Source organism: Xanthomarina sp. GH4-25 (assembly GCF_045363175.1).
GTDB lineage: Bacteria > Bacteroidota > Bacteroidia > Flavobacteriales > Flavobacteriaceae > Xanthomarina.
In genome coordinates this window covers 187968-206739 of sequence record NZ_JBJFLO010000001.1, presented here as the reverse complement: position 1 = coordinate 206739, position 18772 = coordinate 187968, and the positions used below count along the sequence as shown (strand labels likewise).

The following is an 18772-nucleotide window of genomic DNA, read 5'->3' as shown; positions in this document are numbered from 1 at the left end:
AATATAAAAATGAATTAATTAAGATAACAAAAAGATTATCAATTAATTAGCTACTAATCATTAAAAAATAAAGCTGAAAATTAAGGAAATTTTATGAAAAATGCCGTTAATTTTATTGCTAAATTAATTCTATGTTAATAAAAGGTCTATAAATATGGAATTTCTTATCTTTGCAGATTAAACATATATTTAATTTATCGGATGAAATTTGACGAAAAGTTAGAAGAATTTGAGTCTTTAGGTGAAAACCATATAGGAACCTCTTCAAACACACCCATGCGTGAAGATGCTTTTAAACTTACTAACGAAGAAAAGATTGACATTATTAAAGACGATGTTCAACATATCATGGAAACTTTAGGGCTTGATTTAACAGACGACAGCTTAAAAGGCACACCAAATCGCGTTGCCAAAATGTTTGTAAAAGAACTTTTTGGAGGGTTAGATCCTGAAAAAAAACCTACGGCATCTACCTTTGATAACAAATATAAATACGGTGAAATGTTAGTAGAAAAGAACATTACTCTTTATTCTACTTGCGAACACCATTTACTACCTATAGTGGGCAAGGCTCATGTGGCTTATATTTCTAATGGCACAGTGGTTGGACTATCAAAAATGAATAGAATTGTAGATTATTTTGCAAAACGTCCACAAGTGCAAGAGCGATTAACCATTCAAATTGTTAAAGAATTACAAGAGGTATTAAACACCCAAGATGTAGCTTGTGTGATAGATGCCAAACATTTATGTGTAAACTCACGTGGGATTAGAGACACTGAAAGCAGCACTATTACATCAGAATTTGGTGGAAAGTTTAAAGACAAAGAAACCAAAAGAGAATTTTTGGATTACATTAAATTGGACACTTCTTTTTAATGTTTCTCGTTTAGTCGCTTGTTGTTAAGTCGATGACTTTTTAATTGACTTTGGTGAGCTAACAGCTTAAATGATTTTTTTTATTCTTTTAAAAAAATAACCGAATTTTGATTTAACAACTTTTTGTAATTTAGTTTTTGAATATTTAACTCAACAACAAACACCTTTAAAGCTTAACGATTTAACAACACACAAAAAACAACATGCATTTATACAAACAACAAGAAATAAAAATATACAATTCACTTTCAGGTGAAAAAGACGTTTTTAAATCCATTCACGAAGGCTATGTTGGCATGTACGTATGTGGTCCTACTGTTTATAGTAATGTGCACTTAGGAAATGTTAGAACCTTCATGTCTTTTGATGTTATTTATCGTTACTTATTACATTTAGGTTTTAAAGTACGTTATGTTAGAAATATTACAGATGCTGGTCATTTAGAAAACGATGCTGATGTTGGCGAAGACCGAATTGCAAAAAAAGCACGTCTGGAAGAAATTGAACCTATGGAAGTGGTTCAGAGATATACTGTTGATTTCCATAACATATTAAATGCTTTTAATTTCCTACCTCCTAGCATAGAACCTACAGCAACAGGCCATATTATTGAACAGATAGAACTCATTAAAACCATTATTAACAATGGCTTTGCTTACGAAGTTAATGGTTCTGTTTATTTTGATGTATTAAAATATAATGAAACCAATAATTACGGTATTCTAAGCAAGCGTAAAGTAGAAGATTTAATCCATAACACACGCGAACTTGATGGACAAAGCGATAAGAAAAATCCTCAAGATTTTGCGCTTTGGAAAAAAGCCGAACCACAGCACATCATGCGTTGGCCTTCTCCTTGGAGCGATGGATTTCCTGGATGGCACTTAGAATGTACAGCTATGAGCACCAAATATCTAGGGGAGCATTTTGATATTCATGGTGGTGGTATGGATTTAAAATTCCCACATCACGAATGTGAAATTGCACAAAACCAAGCAGCCAAAGGTCAAACGCCAGTAAATTACTGGATGCATGCCAACATGCTGATTATGAATGGTAAGAAAATGGCAAAATCTACTGGGAATTTCATTTTACCAAGTGAAATTTTCTCGGGTGATAATCCACATATCACCAAAGGATTTTCTCCTTCTGTTGCCAGATTTTTTATGCTACAAGCACATTACAGATCTGTATTAGATTTTACAAATGATGGCTTGCTAGCTAGCGAAAAAGGATTTAACAGATTGATGGATGCCATGCATCTTTTAGATGGTTTATCAACTTCTACGACATCGACAATGAATGTTTCTGAATGGATGCAAACATGTTATGATGCCATGAACGACGATTTTAATACACCTATCTTAATTGCGCATTTATTTGAAGCAGCTAAATATATCAATCAAGTTAACGATAACAAAGCGTCCATAACTAAAGAAGATTTAGAGCTTTTAAAAGAAACCATACACAACTTTGTATTTGATATTATGGGTCTTGAAGATTTGACTTCAACTGATTCTAGTGGTAACACCAATAAGCTTTCAGGAACAGTTGAATTATTAATAAAATTACGTCAAGAAGCTAGAGCTAATAAAGATTTTGCCTTGTCGGATCAAATTAGAAACGAACTCGATACACTTGGCATTCAATTGAAAGATGGGAAGGATGGGACAACGTTCTCGACTAATTAATCATGAAAAAAATACTAGTTGCCCCTTTTTTATTCCTTATAAAAGTTTATCAAACAGTTATTTCCCCTTTTACACCAGCCACTTGCAGGTTTCAACCAACTTGTTCCCATTACGCTAAAGAAGCTTTGGAAAAGCATGGTTTTTTTAAGGGTGGAAAATTAGCTCTAAAAAGGATTTTTAGTTGTCATCCATGGGGACGAAGTGGTTACGATCCTGTTCCAGAAAAGGATGACAACTAAAAATTGCCATCGCGCCAACTCGCATGTTCGCTAAAAATGTACACTGTACATTTTCTTCTACGCTCCATCGCCATGGGGACGAAGTGGTTACGATCCTGTTCCAGAAAAGGATGACAACTAAAAATTACCATAGTGCCAACTCGCATGTTCGCTAAAAATGTACACTGTACATTTTCTTCTACGCTCCATCGCCATGGGGACGAAGTGGTTACGATCCTGTTCCAGAAAAATTAGAAAAAAAAATAACATTTCCTTATAAACCTTTCCTTTTTAATCCATTTTCATTTGTCTATATTTACAAACATAAAATAAACCCTATGTTTTTACTTAAGTTCGATTGGAATCCTGTTTCTGGAATAGATATTATTGGAAATTTCAAACTTCATTTTTATAGTATGATGTGGATAATTGCCTTCCTATTAGGTTGGTATATTATGAAACGGATTTTTATTAAAGAAAAAGTAAAACTAGACTATTTAGACCCACTTTTTATTTACACCGTTTTTGCAACCATGCTTGGTGCTCGTTTGGGACATGTGCTATTTTACCAATCTGAATTAATTTCTCAAGACTTTTTTAGCATCTTTTTGCCCTTCCGTTTTCATCCAGAATTTGAATTTACAGGATTTCAAGGTTTAGCAAGTCATGGTGCTGCTATTGGGATTATTATAGGCATGTATCTTTATAGAAGAAAATACAAATACAAATCCTTAATGTGGATACTAGACAGGGTTGTTATTCCTGTTGCATCGGGAGCTGTTTTTATAAGAATTGGAAATTTTATTAATTCAGAAATCATCGGAAAAGTAACCGATTCTGCTTTTGGTGTTCGTTTTATTCAAGATCAATATAGCCAAGGAGAGGCCATGCAATTAACAGGTATGAAAACACCTAAAGCTGCCTATGATGCCATTGCTACAAATCCGCAATTTCAAGAGTTATTACAAGCTGTACCTTTTAGACATCCTGCACAATTATACGAAGCATTCTGTTATGTTTTTGTGTTTTTAATTTTATGGTATTTCTATTCTAAAACCAATAAAGGCAATCAATCAGGATTCTTATTTGGTTTATTTTTAGTGTTATTATGGACAATTCGTTTATTTGTTGAGTTTGTAAAAGAACCTCAAGGTGAAGAATACATTACATTAATGGGATTAAATACAGGGCAAATGCTAAGTATTCCTTTTATTATTATTGGGCTCTATTTTATGTTTGGTTTCAAACAGAAAAATAAAACGGTATAGCTAGCTTCAGTCTCTTTAAAATTTAAGAATCGTGTGAGCGTTTAAAACTTCAGGTGTCCACTCGAGTGCAGTTGGGTGGATCTTACTTAAGCAACTTATATTAAAATAGGTCTCCACTGCATTAGACCAAACATTTGTTATGAAATTAAAACCAATCTCTTTAGTTTACATTCTATATATCTCTGTTTCTCTTTGCGTTTTTTCTTCTTGTAAAAACGAAAAGAAAATTATTAAAAAAGTTGAAGTTTCTTTTACAAAAGAAGGTGAATTAACGCTCTATAAATCTGTAACAGATTCCATAATTTCAAAAATAGATATTGAAATAGCAGATAACGAATATAAAACACAAACAGGATTAATGTACAGAACTTCCATGAAAGAAAATCAAGGCATGTTGTTTGTTTTTGAAGATGAAAGACCTCGTTCTTTTTATATGAAAAATACGCAGTTTGCTCTTGATCTTATTTATTTAAACGCTAACAAAACAATTGTCAGTTTTCAAGAAAATGCACAGCCATTAGACGAAAGCTCCTTACCATCTAATGCTCCTGCAAAATATGTGCTTGAAGTAAATGCTGGATTAGTGAGTAAATGGCAGTTAGAAACTGGTGATTGGATTGAGTTTTCTAGGAATTAATTTTTAGTATTTGGTTATAAACTCTAACAAACAACTAAAACAAAAAAAGCCTTTCAGAATAAAACTGAAAGGCTTTTTTATATTATTGAAAGAACGATTAAGCTTTCGCTTCTTCTATTTCTTCTTTTACTTTATCTTTTAAAGCGTCGGTAGCATCACTTTTCTTAACAGAATCATACATGATTGGTGTTGCAATAAATAATGATGAATACGTACCTACAATAACCCCTACTATTAAAGCAAACATAAAGCCTCTAATAGAATCTCCACCAAAAATAAAGATCGCTAATAACACGACTAATGTTGTTAAAGAGGTATTTAACGTTCTACTTAAAGTACTACTTAAAGACGCGTTAATTACTTTATCGAAATGCCAATTGGTATGCTCGTTAAAGAATTCACGAATTCTATCGAACACGACAACCGTATCGTTTAATGAGTAACCAATTACGGTTAAGATAGCAGCAATAAAGGCTTGATCTATTTCCATTGTAAATGGCATAAACTTGTATGTTAAAGAGAAAACTCCTAATACAATAAGTACATCGTGGAATACAGCAGCTACTGCACCAAGAGAGAATTGCCATCTTTTAAAACGGAATAGAATATAAAGGAATACTACGATTAAAGAGCCTAAAATTGCCCAGAATGATGCTTTTTTAATATCATCTGCAATCGTTGGACTAACTTTATAGTATTTCATTAACCCATGAGTTTTATGCTCATCGTCGCTAATAAACTCTTCATAAGAAATGCCATCTAAATGAGGTTGTAAAGCAGTGTATAAGCTTTTTCTTAACTCTTCATCTACACCCGTTCCAGTTTCATCAACTTTAAACTTGGTTGTAATTTTTAATTGGTTTGAATTTCCAAATGTTTTCGCATCAGCAGACCCAAAAACTTCTGGTGAAGATAATAAGCTTGTAATTTCTGAAGAACTTACAGGTTGATCAAAACGCACTTGGTAGGTTCTACCTCCAACGAAATCGACACCTTGGTCTAAACCATTTGTAAATAAGGATCCTAAACTAATAGCGATTGCAATTCCAGAGACAATATATGCTGTTTTATGTTTCTTTAAGAAATCGATATTGATATTTCTAAATAAGTTTTTAGTTAAACTTGTTGAGAAATCTAAGCTTCCTCCTCTTGCTACATACCAATCGATGATTAATCTAGTAATAAAAATAGCAGTAAATAAAGACGTAGCAATACCAATTATTAAAGTAGTTGCAAATCCTTTAATAGGTCCTGTTCCAAATATAAATAGGATTAAGGCCGTTAAACCTGTTGTAATATTAGCATCTAAAATGGATGATAAGGCATTAGCAAATCCATCCTGGATAGACTCTTTCTGTCCTTTCCCTTTCGCTAATTCCTCTCGAATACGCTCAAAGATAAGTACGTTAGCATCGACCGACATACCAATGGTTAATACAATACCAGCAATACCTGGAAGTGTTAAAACGGCTCCTAAGCCAGATAACACACCAAAGATTAACAAGATATTGAACGCCATAGCTATATCTGCAAATAGTCCCGCTTTACCATAATAGAAAACCATCCATAATAACACTAATGCAAGTGCAATCATGAAAGACATTTTACCACTATCGATTGCTTCTTGACCTAAAGACGGTCCAACAACTTCACCTTGAATAATATCTGCTGAAGCTGGTAATTTACCTGCACGTAATACGTTTGCTAAATCGGTTGCTTCATTTAAACTAAAGTCTCCTGAAATTTGAGAGTTTCCTCCAGAAATAGCTCCTGTTGTAACTCCTGGTGCAGAATACACCACATTATCAAGTACAATAGCAATTTGGCTTCCTTGAGAATAAGCTTTTCCAGTCATTTCTTCCCAGATCTTAGCTCCTTTTGCATTCATTTGCATAGAAACTACAGGCTTGCTTGTTGGTCCATAATCCTGACGAGCATCTGTAACCACAGCACCACTTAAAGGTGGTAGATTGTCTCTATTTCCTATTAAAGCATATAAATCTACTATTTCACTATCTTTTTCTGGTTTTCCAAATAAGAATTTTACATCACGCATTTCTGCAGGAATTAAAGCTCTTACTTGAGGCATGTTTAAATACTCTAGAACTTGGTCTTTATCTTTAATAGCAAATTGTGCTACTATTGGACCACCTTGATACCCAAAACCTCTAATTAATTTCCCTAATGGGTTGTTTTCTACAGCTAAAGAATCTGGATCGTCTCCTAATAAATCGGCAATTTTATCGTCTTCAGAATCTTGAGATTCTTCTACAACATCTTCTGTTGTAGTGTCGTCTTGAGCAGCTTCAATTTCTTTAAGTAATTCGTTAGCTTGGTTTAAGAAGCCCATAAATTGCTCTCCTTTATAACAATCCCAAAATTCTAGTTGGGCTGTACTTTGAAGTAATTTAAGTGCTCTTTCTTTATCTTTAACTCCTGGTAGTTCTACTAAAATACGTCCAGAGTTTCCTAAACGCTGGATGCTTGGAGAGGTAACACCAAACTCATCAATACGTTTACGTAATACTTCGAATGCAGACACAATCGATTCGTCAATTTTTCTTTCGATGATAGGTTTTACTTCACTATCAGACATATCGAAAGTTATTTCTTCGCTTAAGGTTCTGTTTGCAAAAATATCTGGAGATGCTAATTTTGTATCTCCTTTAATTTTATCGAACGCTACAAAGAAATCTTCTAAATACGTGTTCTGACTGTTATTTTGAAGCTCTGAAGCATCATCTAAAGCCTTGTTAAAAACAGGGTCTTTACTATAATTAGACAATCCTTTTAAGATATCTTTTACAGATACTTGTAAGATAACACTAACACCACCTTTAAGGTCAAGGCCAAGATTCATGGCATTTTCCTTTACTTCGTTATACGTGTAATCTGCTATACCTATATTATAAACTTTTTCGTTAGAAAGTGAATCTAGATATTGACGTTCTTTTACGGCATCACCTTTTGAATATACAATGGCATCATCGTCTATACTGTTTGCTTTAAATGTAAAAGACAATTGGTAAATACTTACCAGACCAAATAAAATTGCAAATAGTTTTACTAATCCTTTATTCTGCATTATTTATTAAATTAATTAGTTCTTTGTTGATATTTTTAAAAACGAGCAAATATATATCTTCTATACTTATTTAACAAAAGGTTTGAGATATATAACAAAAAAAACAGCTATAAAAAGCTGTTTTTTTTGTTAACATAAATTTGAAGGCTTACATGCCTTGTAACTTGTCTGTTTTTTCGTAACCTTCTGGAGGTGTCATATCGAACTTATCATCTGACACAGATTCTTTCTTAATCTCGGTAACTTCATTTGTAATGGTTAAATTCATTCCCATTTGACTCATGTTCATGGTCATATATAATGGAAAACCATTCAAATCTGCTCCCATCATGGTAGATTGTTGAGAAATAGCCGTTAATTTATCTGTGGTATACACATCCATAGTTACTACAACACCATCTTTGTTTACCTCAACATTATACTCTTGACACTCGTAGCCTAGTACTGTTTTTGTTTCATCTCCTTTGGTAATCGTTACATTCTTTAAATCTTCTTCTGAAGGCTCCATGCTTTTTACAACATATTTTTTACCTGTCATTTGATTATTCATTGCCATTAACATTTCATTGTTTTCACTATCCATAATGGAATATGAAGAACCTGTCATGATATTAGATGTTTCTGAACGTGTTTTACCCTCTTTAAAGTAGGTAGTTGTTAAGATGTCTCCAATCATGGCTAATTGACTTTGCATTTGTGCATTATCTGTAGACATGGTTTGCTTAGAATAAACAACTCCTTCGGTCATGCTTTCTTGCGAAAAACTAACTGTTGTAATCGCGACTAGTACTAATAATAGTATTTTTTTCATTTTTATTGTTTTAAGTTTTAAGAGTGTGTTACAGTTCTAATAATCCGTTTGTTTTTCTAACTGCTTCTGCACTATTAAGCATGTTTTCTTTTTCGGCATCTGTTAAATTCATTTCAACAATTTTTTCAATACCATTTCTTCCAAGAATTACAGGAACACCTATACAGATGTCATTCATTCCATATTCACCTTCTAAAAATACCGAACAAGGAAATAGTTTCTTTTGGTCGCAAGCAATGGCTTGAACTAATCCACTTACAGCTGCTCCTGGAGCATACCAAGCCGAAGTACCTAATAGTTTAGTAAGAGTCGCACCACCAACTTTGGTATCTTCTTTAACTTGTTCTAAACGTTCTGTAGTTAAAAATTCAGATACTGGAACCGAGTTTCTTGTAGCTAATCTGGTTAATGGAATCATTCCAGTGTCGCTATGTCCACCAAGTACCATACCATCTACATCGCTAATTGGAGCGCCTAATGCCTCAGCCAACCTGTACTTAAAACGAGCCGAATCTAAAGCGCCACCCATGCCTATAATTCTATGTTTTGGCAAACCTGTTGCTTTTGCAGCCAAGTAAGTCATGGTATCCATAGGATTACTAACAACAATTAAAATAGTATTTGGAGAATGTTTCACTAAACTTGAAGATACAGCTCTAACAATACCTGCGTTGATTCCAATTAATTCTTCACGAGTCATACCTGGCTTCCTAGGTATTCCAGAAGTAATCACACAAATATCACTATTTGCAGTTACGGAATAATCGTTAGTAATTCCAGTTATTTTAGTGTCAAATCCGTTTAATGAAGCTGTTTGCATTAAGTCCATAGCTTTACCTTCAGCAAAACCTTCTTTAATATCTAACAAAACGACTTCTGAAGCGAAATCTTTAATAGCAATATATTCTGCACAACTGGCACCAACTGCTCCTGCTCCAACTACTGTTACTTTCATAAAATTATGTGTTTTTTAATGTGTTGATTTTTAAGACTGCAAAATTACAAATAAAAATAGTGCAAATGAAAAAGCAGAAGTATTATCTTCTGCTTTAACGGTATTTATTAAACTGGTTTATGCATCAATATTCGCATAAATGGCATTTTTCTCAATAAACTCTCTTCGAGGTGGTACTTCGTCTCCCATAAGCATAGAGAATATTCTGTCTGCTTCTGTTCCATTGTCTATTTGAACCAAACGCATGGTTCTAAATTCTGGATTCATGGTGGTATCCCAAAGCTGTTCTGCATTCATCTCACCAAGACCTTTATAACGTTGAATTTTAGCGCTATCACCAAACTCTTTTAAAATTTCATCTCGTTCTTTATCAGACCAGGCATATTCCTTTTTAGCACCTTTTTTAACTAAATATAAAGGTGGAGTTGCTATATAAATATGTCCATTTTCTATCAATTCCTTCATATATCTAAAGAAGAAGGTTAAAATTAATGTTGCAATATGTGATCCATCGATATCGGCATCACACATAATCACAACTTTATGGTAGCGTAATTTTGATAAATTAAGAGCTTTACTATCTTCTTCGGTTCCAATAGTAACACCTAGTGCTGTGAAGATGTTTTTTATCTCTTCGTTTTCAAACACTTTATGAACCATGGCTTTCTCTACATTCAAGATTTTACCACGTAAAGGCAAAATAGCTTGAAATGCTCTGTCACGACCTTGTTTAGCCGTTCCACCTGCCGAATCTCCCTCAACTAGAAACACTTCGCATTTTGCTGGATCTTGCTCTGAACAGTCTGATAGTTTTCCTGGCAAACCACCAATACTCATGACGGTTTTACGTTGCACCATTTCTCGTGCTTTTTGTGCTGCATGACGTGCTTGTGCTGCCAAAATCACTTTTTGTACAATGGTTTTAGCATCGTCTGGATGTTCTTCTAAGTAGTCGGTTAACATCTCAGAAACTGCTTGACTTACCGAAGCAGAAACCTCACGGTTACCTAATTTGGTTTTTGTTTGCCCTTCGAATTGTGGCTCTTGAACTTTTACCGAAATAATAGCAGTTAAGCCTTCACGGAAATCATCCCCAGCAATATCGAATTTTAAGTTTTTAAGCAAACCAGATTCATCTGCATACTTTTTAAGTGTATGTGTTAATCCACGACGAAACCCAGACAAGTGTGTTCCACCTTCGTGTGTATTAATATTATTTACATAGGAATGTAGATTTTCAGCATAAGAGGTATTATAAACCATAGCAACCTCTACAGGAACGCCATTTTTTTCGCCTTCAAACGCTATAACTTCATTAATTAACGGCTCTCTGTTTCCATCTAAGAATTTTATAAATTCTTTTAATCCTTCTTCAGAATGAAATGTTTCTCCTTCAAATTCGCCATCATCTTTTTTATGACGTTTATCAATTAAATGAATGGTGATACCTTTATTAAGGTAAGCCAACTCACGCATTCTGCTCGCTAAAGTATCGTAGTTATATTCTAATGTTTGGGTAAAAATGGTTGGGTCTGGTTTAAAAGTAACGATGGTTCCTCTTTTTTCAGTTTCTCCAACTTTCTTAACTGGATACATAGGTTTCCCTTTTTCGTATTCTTGTTCCCAGATTTCACCTTTTCTATAAACGGTTGCTTTTAAATGAATAGATAACGCATTCACACAACTAACACCTACTCCGTGTAATCCACCAGAAACTTTGTAGGAATCTTTATCGAATTTTCCTCCAGCACCAATTTTAGTCATAACAACTTCTAAAGCTGAAACTCCTTCCTTTTTGTGCAAATCCACAGGAATACCACGACCATCATCTTCGGTAGTTATGGAATTATCTTCATTAATAATGACACTAATATTATCGCAATGTCCAGCTAAAGCTTCGTCAATGGAGTTATCAACCACCTCATAAACCAAATGATGTAATCCTCTGGTACCAGTATCTCCAATATACATAGAAGGACGCATACGTACATGCTCCATACCTTCCAGGGCTTGAATACTATCTGCTGAATAATTATCCTTATTAAATTCTTCTCTTTTCTCGCTCATATAAAACGTTTCTTGTTTGTTATTAATTGACTGTTGAGCCATCAAGTGACTTCACAAAAAAAGATGCTTTTAGCATCCTTTTGAATACAAACAAAGATACGAATTTAAAACGCTTTTAAAAAGCATTTTAACGAGTTTGACTCGAAATTATCAACAATTGTTAATTACTTAAAAGTGTCTTAAAACGCTTTAAATTGACCTTAAAATGAATTTTGATGATTTTTAAACAACCTTAAAAACAGAAAAATAGTTATCGCTGCTCTAAAGCGATTTTTTGAATTTTTGTATTAGGCTTTTTAACAAGATTTCTGCTTATTCTTCTTGTATTAAAGCAAACGTATTCCTGAACCATTTTCTTTTGCAAAAATAATTTTTCCTTGTTCAAGTTTGATCCCTTTAGCAGTATCATTTTTTAATAACATAGCACCATCGGCATCTAAATAATCTAAAAGTGGTGCTATTTGAGCCAGATTAGAAACACCAACAGTAGATTCTGCCATACAACCAGCCATGACTTTTAAATTGAGCTCTCGTGCCTTCTTTATCATTTTTAGAGCTGGTGTAAGTCCGCCACATTTCATGAGCTTGATATTGATACCATGAAAACCTTCAGCGCATTTTTGAACATCTTCAAAACGCTGACAGCTCTCATCTGCTATTAATGGTAATACGCATGTTTTTTTTAATTGTTTCACACCTTCCCAATCGTCTGCTTTTAAAGGTTGCTCTATAAACTCCACACCTAATGCTTTTAGTTGTATTGCATTATCAAGTGTTTCTTGAACAGTCCAAGAGCAATTAGCATCAATTCTAAAAATAGCATCTGTTATTTTTCTAAGTTCAGAGACTATTTCCACATCATGTTCTGTTCCTAATTTGATTTTATAAATTGGCCAAGGTGTTTCTAGAATTTTCTGTTTCATGATTTCGATTCTATCAATTCCTATGGTATAATCTGATAGTGGAGAATTTTTAGCATCATCGATAAAATAACTTCTAACCGTTCTGTTTTGTGATTTCGCATAAAAATCCCAATAAGCACAATTAAGTGCGCAAAGCGTAAAATAATCGTCTCCTAATTTAGGCTCTAGCAAATGCCATAGATCGTCAGGTAGCATCCCAAAAGCATTTTCAATAATTGATTGAGTTTTCAAAATGGATTGTTGTATCTTTTCTTCTGTAATGTTGTAATATGGATACGGAATAGCTTCGCCATATCCAGTACATACACCATTAGATATAGATACAATTACTGTGTTTTGAGAGGTTCTTGTTGACCTAGAAATTGTAAATGGATGTTTTAAAATAAGCTGAAAAGGGCTTGCTTCTAGTTTTAATTTCATTGGTTATTTTCTAATTCTGAATTGGTTTCCGGATATACCGAAGAATTTAATCAATACTTTTTTCTATTTCATTTTCCAAAAGTTTAGTAATTTCAACTAGTAATTTTTCTGCTTTCTGTTGTGCTGTATAATAATTATCTGCTGCTATCGTTAAATTCTCTATTAAATTTTCGAAAAGTAGCGCATCTAGCATACCTCTATTATCGACCGTAAAACCTGATTTAGGAAATTCCACATTTCTACCTTGATCAGGTATTTGATCGGCATTTAACCAACTACCGTGTTCTAGGATAAAGGTATTTAATATATCTTCAGCATAATCTAGAGAGCTAAACCGTTCTTCTAGAATATCAACTTCAGGTTTCCAAGAGGACAACAGGTTTCGCAGTTCTTCATTCTTAAATATACCTAGTTTTCCAGAACTTAATAGATCGTCTAAAAATCCATTTTGAGGATAATAAGGCGAACTGTTGTATAGTTTGTTTAATAATTGGTTAAAGTTGGTTTCGGAATCTGGTTTACTTTTGACTCCTGTATGATTAAGAATTTGTATTCCAGAACTTACAATTGTTAAAGTGTTAGTTTTTACTTCTTCTAATATGGCTTTGTTTTTTATAAAGTCGCGATGAATATTATGCAACGCATTTTGTTCTACCACATTTGCTTTTCTTAATTCATTCCAATTGTTAATTTGTAAAGCAATTAAAATCCCAATAACCACTAAAATTATTTCGCCAATGGCGTATTTAAAGTATTTGGATGTTTTGTTTTCCACAATTAGGTTTTGTCGGATTTTTCGGAAGAATTTAATCATATTGTATCACTCTTAATAAGATTTCTGATTTCTGTAATTTTCGCTATTGCTTTTTCCATTATATCCACTTGACCTACTCTGTTATCTTTAAAAAGTTTAAAAAGCACGATGGTAGAGGGTTTCTCAAAAAAGCTTTTAGAATCGATTGGCACGCAGAACTCTAACCATTTAAAATCTGAAAATTCATGTTTTATAAGCGGAATCCAATCTGTATTAAAAGATTTTTCCACATCTAAACAACTTTCATATACACTGAAAAGGATTTCGTCGTAATACGTTATTAACTCTAATTGTAATTGTTTATTTCTAATGTTTTCTATGCCTTTTGATTTTAAAACTTCAAAAGCACTTGACTGAGATTTAAATCGTTGAAAATTTATAATTTTACCCATCATATAATTCAAACTATCACTATAAATACCTTGATCGATCTCATGGAGTAAATGTTCTGTAGTTGATATTGCCAATTTTGCTCTTTTAAGTTCGACTGCCAACGACATGGAATCTTTAAGTAGATTATTATCAATAAGTGCAATGATTTCCGATTCAAATTGTCTGTTTTTCCTGTTTTCGTTCCAATTATTCACTTGTAGAGCAAGTAGAATCCCAATCATGACAAGTGTTATTTCGCCAATAGCGTACTTAAAGTACTTAGCTGTATTGTTTTGTTCCATAAGGTTATATCTAATTCGCTTAAAAAATTTTATCATTGTTTTAATTACTCATTAAGTTGTTCAAGAATAATATTGTTTAAATTTAGTACCCCCTTGTTTCACCCATAGATCAATCAACATATTTTGATAATAGATGGTATATAGCAATTTATACGTTTTTGGCAATTTAAGGTAAGTAACAAAATCGGTATCGTTTTTTTTGAATGCTTTGTGTATGGGAATTGTTCTATTTGGAACGTTAAATCAAACATAGATTGGAATGTCGAGAGGGTGATAGTTAATTCGAATATTCTATCATCATCAGACTTCGTGCCCATTGAATCTTCTTTAAGAGAATTTAAGGCATTAGTATAATCTATATATTTTGAAAGCATGGCTTTTAAACTATCATTCAACAACTCAAACTTTCTAGACGAAATGGCTTCTTCCTGAACCGAGTTTAACAATGATAATTGATATAGATATACCATTTTGCTTGAATAGAGCCGTAAAGAATCTACAGGAAGGCTTACAGTAGAATCTGCAGAAAAATGAAGTAGTTTATTTAAAAAAACATTACTTGTTTTTAACCCATTATAATGATTTTTTAATTCTTTTTTATTACTCAAAAATTCTTGTTTGAACACATGTATTAATTTGAATTTATCATTTTCTAACTTGCGATTTTCATTCCAGTTATTAATTGAAAGCGCTATAAGAATACCAATAACCACAAGGATAATTTCACCAAAGGCGTATTTAAAATATCTGGATGTTTTTCCTGTTTCCATAAGATCGTATCTTATTTTTCTGAAAAACTTTATCATAGCTTCAGAGTTTTAGATGTCGATTGTATCCTCACCAAAGGTCTGCTAGACCTTTGATTTTTCGATTGAAAAATTGTGTTCGAATAGTGTCTAAAGAATTTAATCATACTTTTTTCCTGAGGAAGCCGGAATCTTGTTAGTTGGTTAACCTTTTAAAGGTAACTATTTTTTAAATAAAAAAAACCAGCTTTAAAGCTGGTTTTCAATTATTTATTAAAATCTCCTATTAATAAGCATCGGCATGTACTTTGGCTACGGCTCTACCACTAGGATCATTCATGTTTTTAAAAGCATCATCCCACTCTAAAGCTATTTGGGTACTACAAGCTACACTTGCTTCTTGAGGCACACTTAGAGCTGCAGCATCACTTGGAAAATGGGCTGCAAAAATTGTGCGATAATAAAATTCCTCTTTACTAGTTGGTGTTTGTATTGGGAATTTATATTTAGCGTTAGCTAGTTGCTCATCAGACACTTCTGCTGCTACTACTTCTTTCAAGGTGTCTATCCAACTATAACCAACACCATCGCTAAATTGTTCTTTCTGTCTCCATGCTACAGATTCTGGAATCATATCTTCAAAGGCTTTTCTCAAAACCCATTTTTCCATGCGTTCCCCATGGATCATTTTATCTTGTGGATTAATTTGCATAGCCACATCCATAAATTCTTTATCTAAAAATGGCACACGACCTTCAATACCCCATGCAGCTAAACTTTTGTTTGCACGCAAGCAATCGTACTGATGTAGCTTGCTTAATTTTCTAACAGTTTCTTCGTGAAACTCTTGTGCATTTGGCGCTTTATGAAAATATAAATAACCTCCAAAAAGTTCGTCTGCTCCTTCTCCAGATAATACCATTTTTATTCCCATTGATTTAATAACGCGTGCCATTAAATACATAGGTGTACTGGCTCTAATAGTGGTTACATCGTATGTTTCCAATTGATAAATAACATCTTTTATAGCATCTAATCCTTCTTGTATGGTAAACTTAATCTCATGATGAACCGTTCCAATATGATCTGCTACTTTTCTAGCTGCAGCCAAATCGGGAGAACCTTCCAATCCAACGGAAAAACTATGCAATTGTGGCCACCAGGCTTCAGAGATATCATTGCTCTCAATACGTTTTTGTGAATATTTTTTTGCAATTGCTGAAGTTATAGAAGAATCCAATCCACCAGACAACAGGACTCCATAAGGAACATCGCTCATTAATTGTCTGTGAACTGCAGCTTCTAAGGCTTCTTTTAAAACTTTAATACTTGTTTCATTGTCTTTTACAGCATCAAATTCTGTCCATTCACGTTTATACCATTTCACAAATTCACCATCTTTACTAGACATATAATGTCCTGGAGGAAACAACTCTATTTTAGTACAAACACCTTCAAGTGCTTTTAATTCAGATGCCACATAGAACGTCCCGTATTCATCCCAACCAATATATAACGGAATAATTCCCATATGGTCTCTTGCAATAAAATAGCTATCTTCTTCAACATCGTAAATGGCAAATCCAAAGATACCGTTCATATCATCAACAAAATCAACACCTTTTTCTTTGTATAAAGCTAAAATGACTTCGCAATCGCTTTCAGTTTGAAAATTATAAGCTGTTTTTAATTGCTTACGCAATTCTCTATGATTGTATATTTCGCCATTGGCAGCTAATATGAGTTTTTTATCATCACTTAACAAAGGCTGTTTACCTGAAGCTGGATCTACAATAGCCAAACGTTCATGAGCCATAATCACTTTATCATCGCTATAAATCCCACTCCAATCTGGACCTCTATGACGAATGGTTTTGGCCATTTCTAATATTTGAGGTCTTAAATCTTCAGCTTTTCTTTTTAAATCGAATGCACATACAATGCCACACATAACTCTAATTTTTTATTTATTATTATTCTAATAGTTAAGCAAAAATGAGATTATTATAACAACTATGAAACATAAAACAAAGAAATAGTTACATATTACAAATATAATCTTTGTTTTTACGCATAAATGAAACTAATAACTTCTGAATAAACATATTTTTCATTGAAATTGTAAATTTTAACATATCCTTTCGACAATTATTAAGACGTTTCTAATATTTTTAAACTTTAACAAAAACAAAATTCCATAATCCTGAAACTATTTCAGATTAATTTATGGTTTTAAAAAACACATTCTATGAAAAAATCAATTTTAATTTCAGCTTTAGCATTTTCACTTGTCATGCTATTTTCAACAAATTTGTCTGCGCAAGATTTTAGTGGACTTGACAAAAGTCCGATGGATGCAGCATCATTCCCTAGCGACTACAAAGTATCAGACAAACAAGTAAAAGTGGTTTACAGCAGACCACAATTAAAAGGAAGAGATGTTAGCACTCTAGCAAAAAACGGAGAAGTATGGAGAACTGGCGCTAACGAAGCTGTTGAAATAACTTTTTATCAAGAAAAAATGTTTGGCGATAAAAAAGTGGCAGCAGGAACTTACACCATGTATACCATACCTGGAGAAAAAGAGTGGACGGTTATTTTAAGCTCAGATTTAAATGTTTGGGGATCTTACTTTTACAAAGAAGAAAATGATGTTGCTAGAGTAACAGCACCTGTTACAGAAGGTAAAGAATCTTTAGAAGCGTTTTCTATTGCTTTTGATGACGATGGAACCATGCATATGGGTTGGGACACATTACGTGTTTCAGTTCCAGTTAAGTAAAAAAACAATTCATCATGAAAAAAACACCTTGAAATTCAAGGTGTTTTTTTCATGGAATATTTAAATATTTATGTGTTTGTAGAGATACTTTCCACTTAGGGTTAGCCATCACATAGTCCACAATTTCAGGAACCACTTTATCGCGTTTACTCCACTCTGGCTGCAAATACAATATACAATCTTCATTTACTTTAGCAGCTTGTTCTTCTGCAAATTTAAAATCGCTTTTATTATAAATGATGCATTTTAATTCATGTGCCTTATTATAAATTTCTTCGGTAGGTAATTTGAGTTTTTTGGGAGAGAGACAAATCCAATCCCAAGTACCTGTAAGCTTATAAGCCCCAGAGGTTTCTATATGTGTTTGAAGACCTTTTGCTTTCAACTGTGTAGTTAATGGTCCCATGTCCCATGTTAATGGTTCTCCTCCAGTAACCACAATAGTGTTGCTATACTTCACTGCGTTATCAACAATTTTTTCTGTTTCCGTTGGTGGATGCAATTCTGCCAACCAGCTTTCTTTAACATCACACCAATGGCAACCAACATCGCAACCACCTATTCGAACAAAATAAGCAGCTGTTCCTTTATGGAAACCTTCACCTTGAATGGTATAAAACTCCTCCATTAAAGGCAACAATAATCCTTTATCTATTAGCTCTTGTCTTTCACTTCTTGTCATAGCTTGCAAAGATAGGAAACAGGAAACAGTTTTTTAGAAATGATTAACATTAGTTTTTCATTCTAAGGAACTTCTTCAAAATGTAATAGAGTTATAATAACAACTTCTACTTTTTTGTTG

General features: G+C 33.3%; 16 protein-coding genes. 6 read left to right on the top strand and 10 right to left on the bottom strand.

All coding sequences use genetic code 11. From position 1 onward, the window contains the following. Window positions 1-201: 201 nt before the first annotated feature. The 5 genes from folE (at window position 202) to ACI5KZ_RS00925 (ending at window position 4693) form a co-directional block, all read left to right on the top strand. A complete protein-coding gene (gene folE / locus ACI5KZ_RS00945; RefSeq protein ID WP_406846616.1) occupies window positions 202-879 on the top strand; it encodes a GTP cyclohydrolase I FolE in 678 nt (225 codons plus the stop codon). Between the two features lie 203 nt (window positions 880-1082). Then, window positions 1083-2570, top strand: a complete 1488-nt coding sequence (gene cysS / locus ACI5KZ_RS00940; protein WP_406846615.1) for a cysteine--tRNA ligase — start codon at window positions 1083-1085, stop codon at window positions 2568-2570. 2 nt (window positions 2571-2572) lie between these two features. Further along, window positions 2573-2809, top strand: coding sequence for a membrane protein insertion efficiency factor YidD (yidD, locus tag ACI5KZ_RS00935; protein WP_109307655.1), 237 nt, complete (start codon window positions 2573-2575; stop codon window positions 2807-2809). Window positions 2810-3126: 317 nt separating this feature from the next. Continuing rightward, window positions 3127-4056, top strand: coding sequence for a prolipoprotein diacylglyceryl transferase (lgt, locus tag ACI5KZ_RS00930; RefSeq protein WP_406846614.1), 930 nt, complete (start codon window positions 3127-3129; stop codon window positions 4054-4056). A gap of 139 nt (window positions 4057-4195) precedes the next feature. Further along, window positions 4196-4693 (top strand): DUF192 domain-containing protein, encoded by a 498-nt coding sequence (locus ACI5KZ_RS00925; RefSeq protein WP_109307653.1) that lies wholly within the window; start codon window positions 4196-4198, stop codon window positions 4691-4693. Between the two features lie 97 nt (window positions 4694-4790). On the opposite strand, the gene secDF is transcribed toward ACI5KZ_RS00925, so the two are convergent. The 9 genes from secDF to asnB form a co-directional block, all read right to left on the bottom strand. Next, a complete protein-coding gene (gene secDF / locus ACI5KZ_RS00920) occupies window positions 4791-7778 on the bottom strand; it encodes a protein translocase subunit SecDF (protein ID WP_109307652.1) in 2988 nt (995 codons plus the stop codon). A gap of 148 nt (window positions 7779-7926) precedes the next feature. Beyond that, on the bottom strand, window positions 7927-8589 hold the full coding sequence (locus tag ACI5KZ_RS00915; protein WP_109307651.1) for a hypothetical protein: 663 nt from the start codon (window positions 8587-8589) through the stop codon (window positions 7927-7929). Between the two features lie 28 nt (window positions 8590-8617). Continuing rightward, window positions 8618-9544, bottom strand: coding sequence for a malate dehydrogenase (gene mdh, locus ACI5KZ_RS00910; RefSeq protein ID WP_109307650.1), 927 nt, complete (start codon window positions 9542-9544; stop codon window positions 8618-8620). A gap of 117 nt (window positions 9545-9661) precedes the next feature. Further along, window positions 9662-11611 (bottom strand): DNA topoisomerase (ATP-hydrolyzing) subunit B, encoded by a 1950-nt coding sequence (gene gyrB, locus ACI5KZ_RS00905; protein WP_109308119.1) that lies wholly within the window; start codon window positions 11609-11611, stop codon window positions 9662-9664. A gap of 326 nt (window positions 11612-11937) precedes the next feature. Next, window positions 11938-12954 (bottom strand): dipeptide epimerase, encoded by a 1017-nt coding sequence (locus tag ACI5KZ_RS00900; RefSeq protein WP_406846613.1) that lies wholly within the window; start codon window positions 12952-12954, stop codon window positions 11938-11940. Window positions 12955-13000: 46 nt separating this feature from the next. Next, the gene (locus tag ACI5KZ_RS00895; RefSeq protein ID WP_406846612.1) at window positions 13001-13729 is read right to left on the bottom strand and encodes a DUF6090 family protein; all 729 of its coding nucleotides are present in this window, start codon (window positions 13727-13729) and stop codon (window positions 13001-13003) included. Between the two features lie 35 nt (window positions 13730-13764). Beyond that, a complete protein-coding gene (locus ACI5KZ_RS00890) occupies window positions 13765-14478 on the bottom strand; it encodes a DUF6090 family protein (protein ID WP_406846611.1) in 714 nt (237 codons plus the stop codon). A gap of 77 nt (window positions 14479-14555) precedes the next feature. Beyond that, the gene (locus tag ACI5KZ_RS00885; RefSeq protein ID WP_406846610.1) at window positions 14556-15248 is read right to left on the bottom strand and encodes a DUF6090 family protein; all 693 of its coding nucleotides are present in this window, start codon (window positions 15246-15248) and stop codon (window positions 14556-14558) included. 226 nt (window positions 15249-15474) lie between these two features. Further along, window positions 15475-17139 (bottom strand): asparagine synthase B, encoded by a 1665-nt coding sequence (asnB, locus tag ACI5KZ_RS00880; protein ID WP_109307644.1) that lies wholly within the window; start codon window positions 17137-17139, stop codon window positions 15475-15477. 297 nt (window positions 17140-17436) lie between these two features. Between asnB and ACI5KZ_RS00875 the strand changes: the two genes are divergently transcribed. Beyond that, entirely contained in the window at window positions 17437-17970 is a 534-nt protein-coding gene (locus ACI5KZ_RS00875; protein ID WP_406846609.1) for a DUF2911 domain-containing protein, read from the top strand. A gap of 49 nt (window positions 17971-18019) precedes the next feature. Here the strand turns inward: ACI5KZ_RS00875 and ACI5KZ_RS00870 are convergent, their stop codons facing one another. Then, window positions 18020-18652: a 7-carboxy-7-deazaguanine synthase QueE gene (locus ACI5KZ_RS00870; RefSeq protein ID WP_406846608.1), complete on the bottom strand. Its 633-nt coding sequence runs from the start codon at window positions 18650-18652 to the stop codon at window positions 18020-18022. Between the last annotated feature and the right edge of the window lie 120 nt (window positions 18653-18772).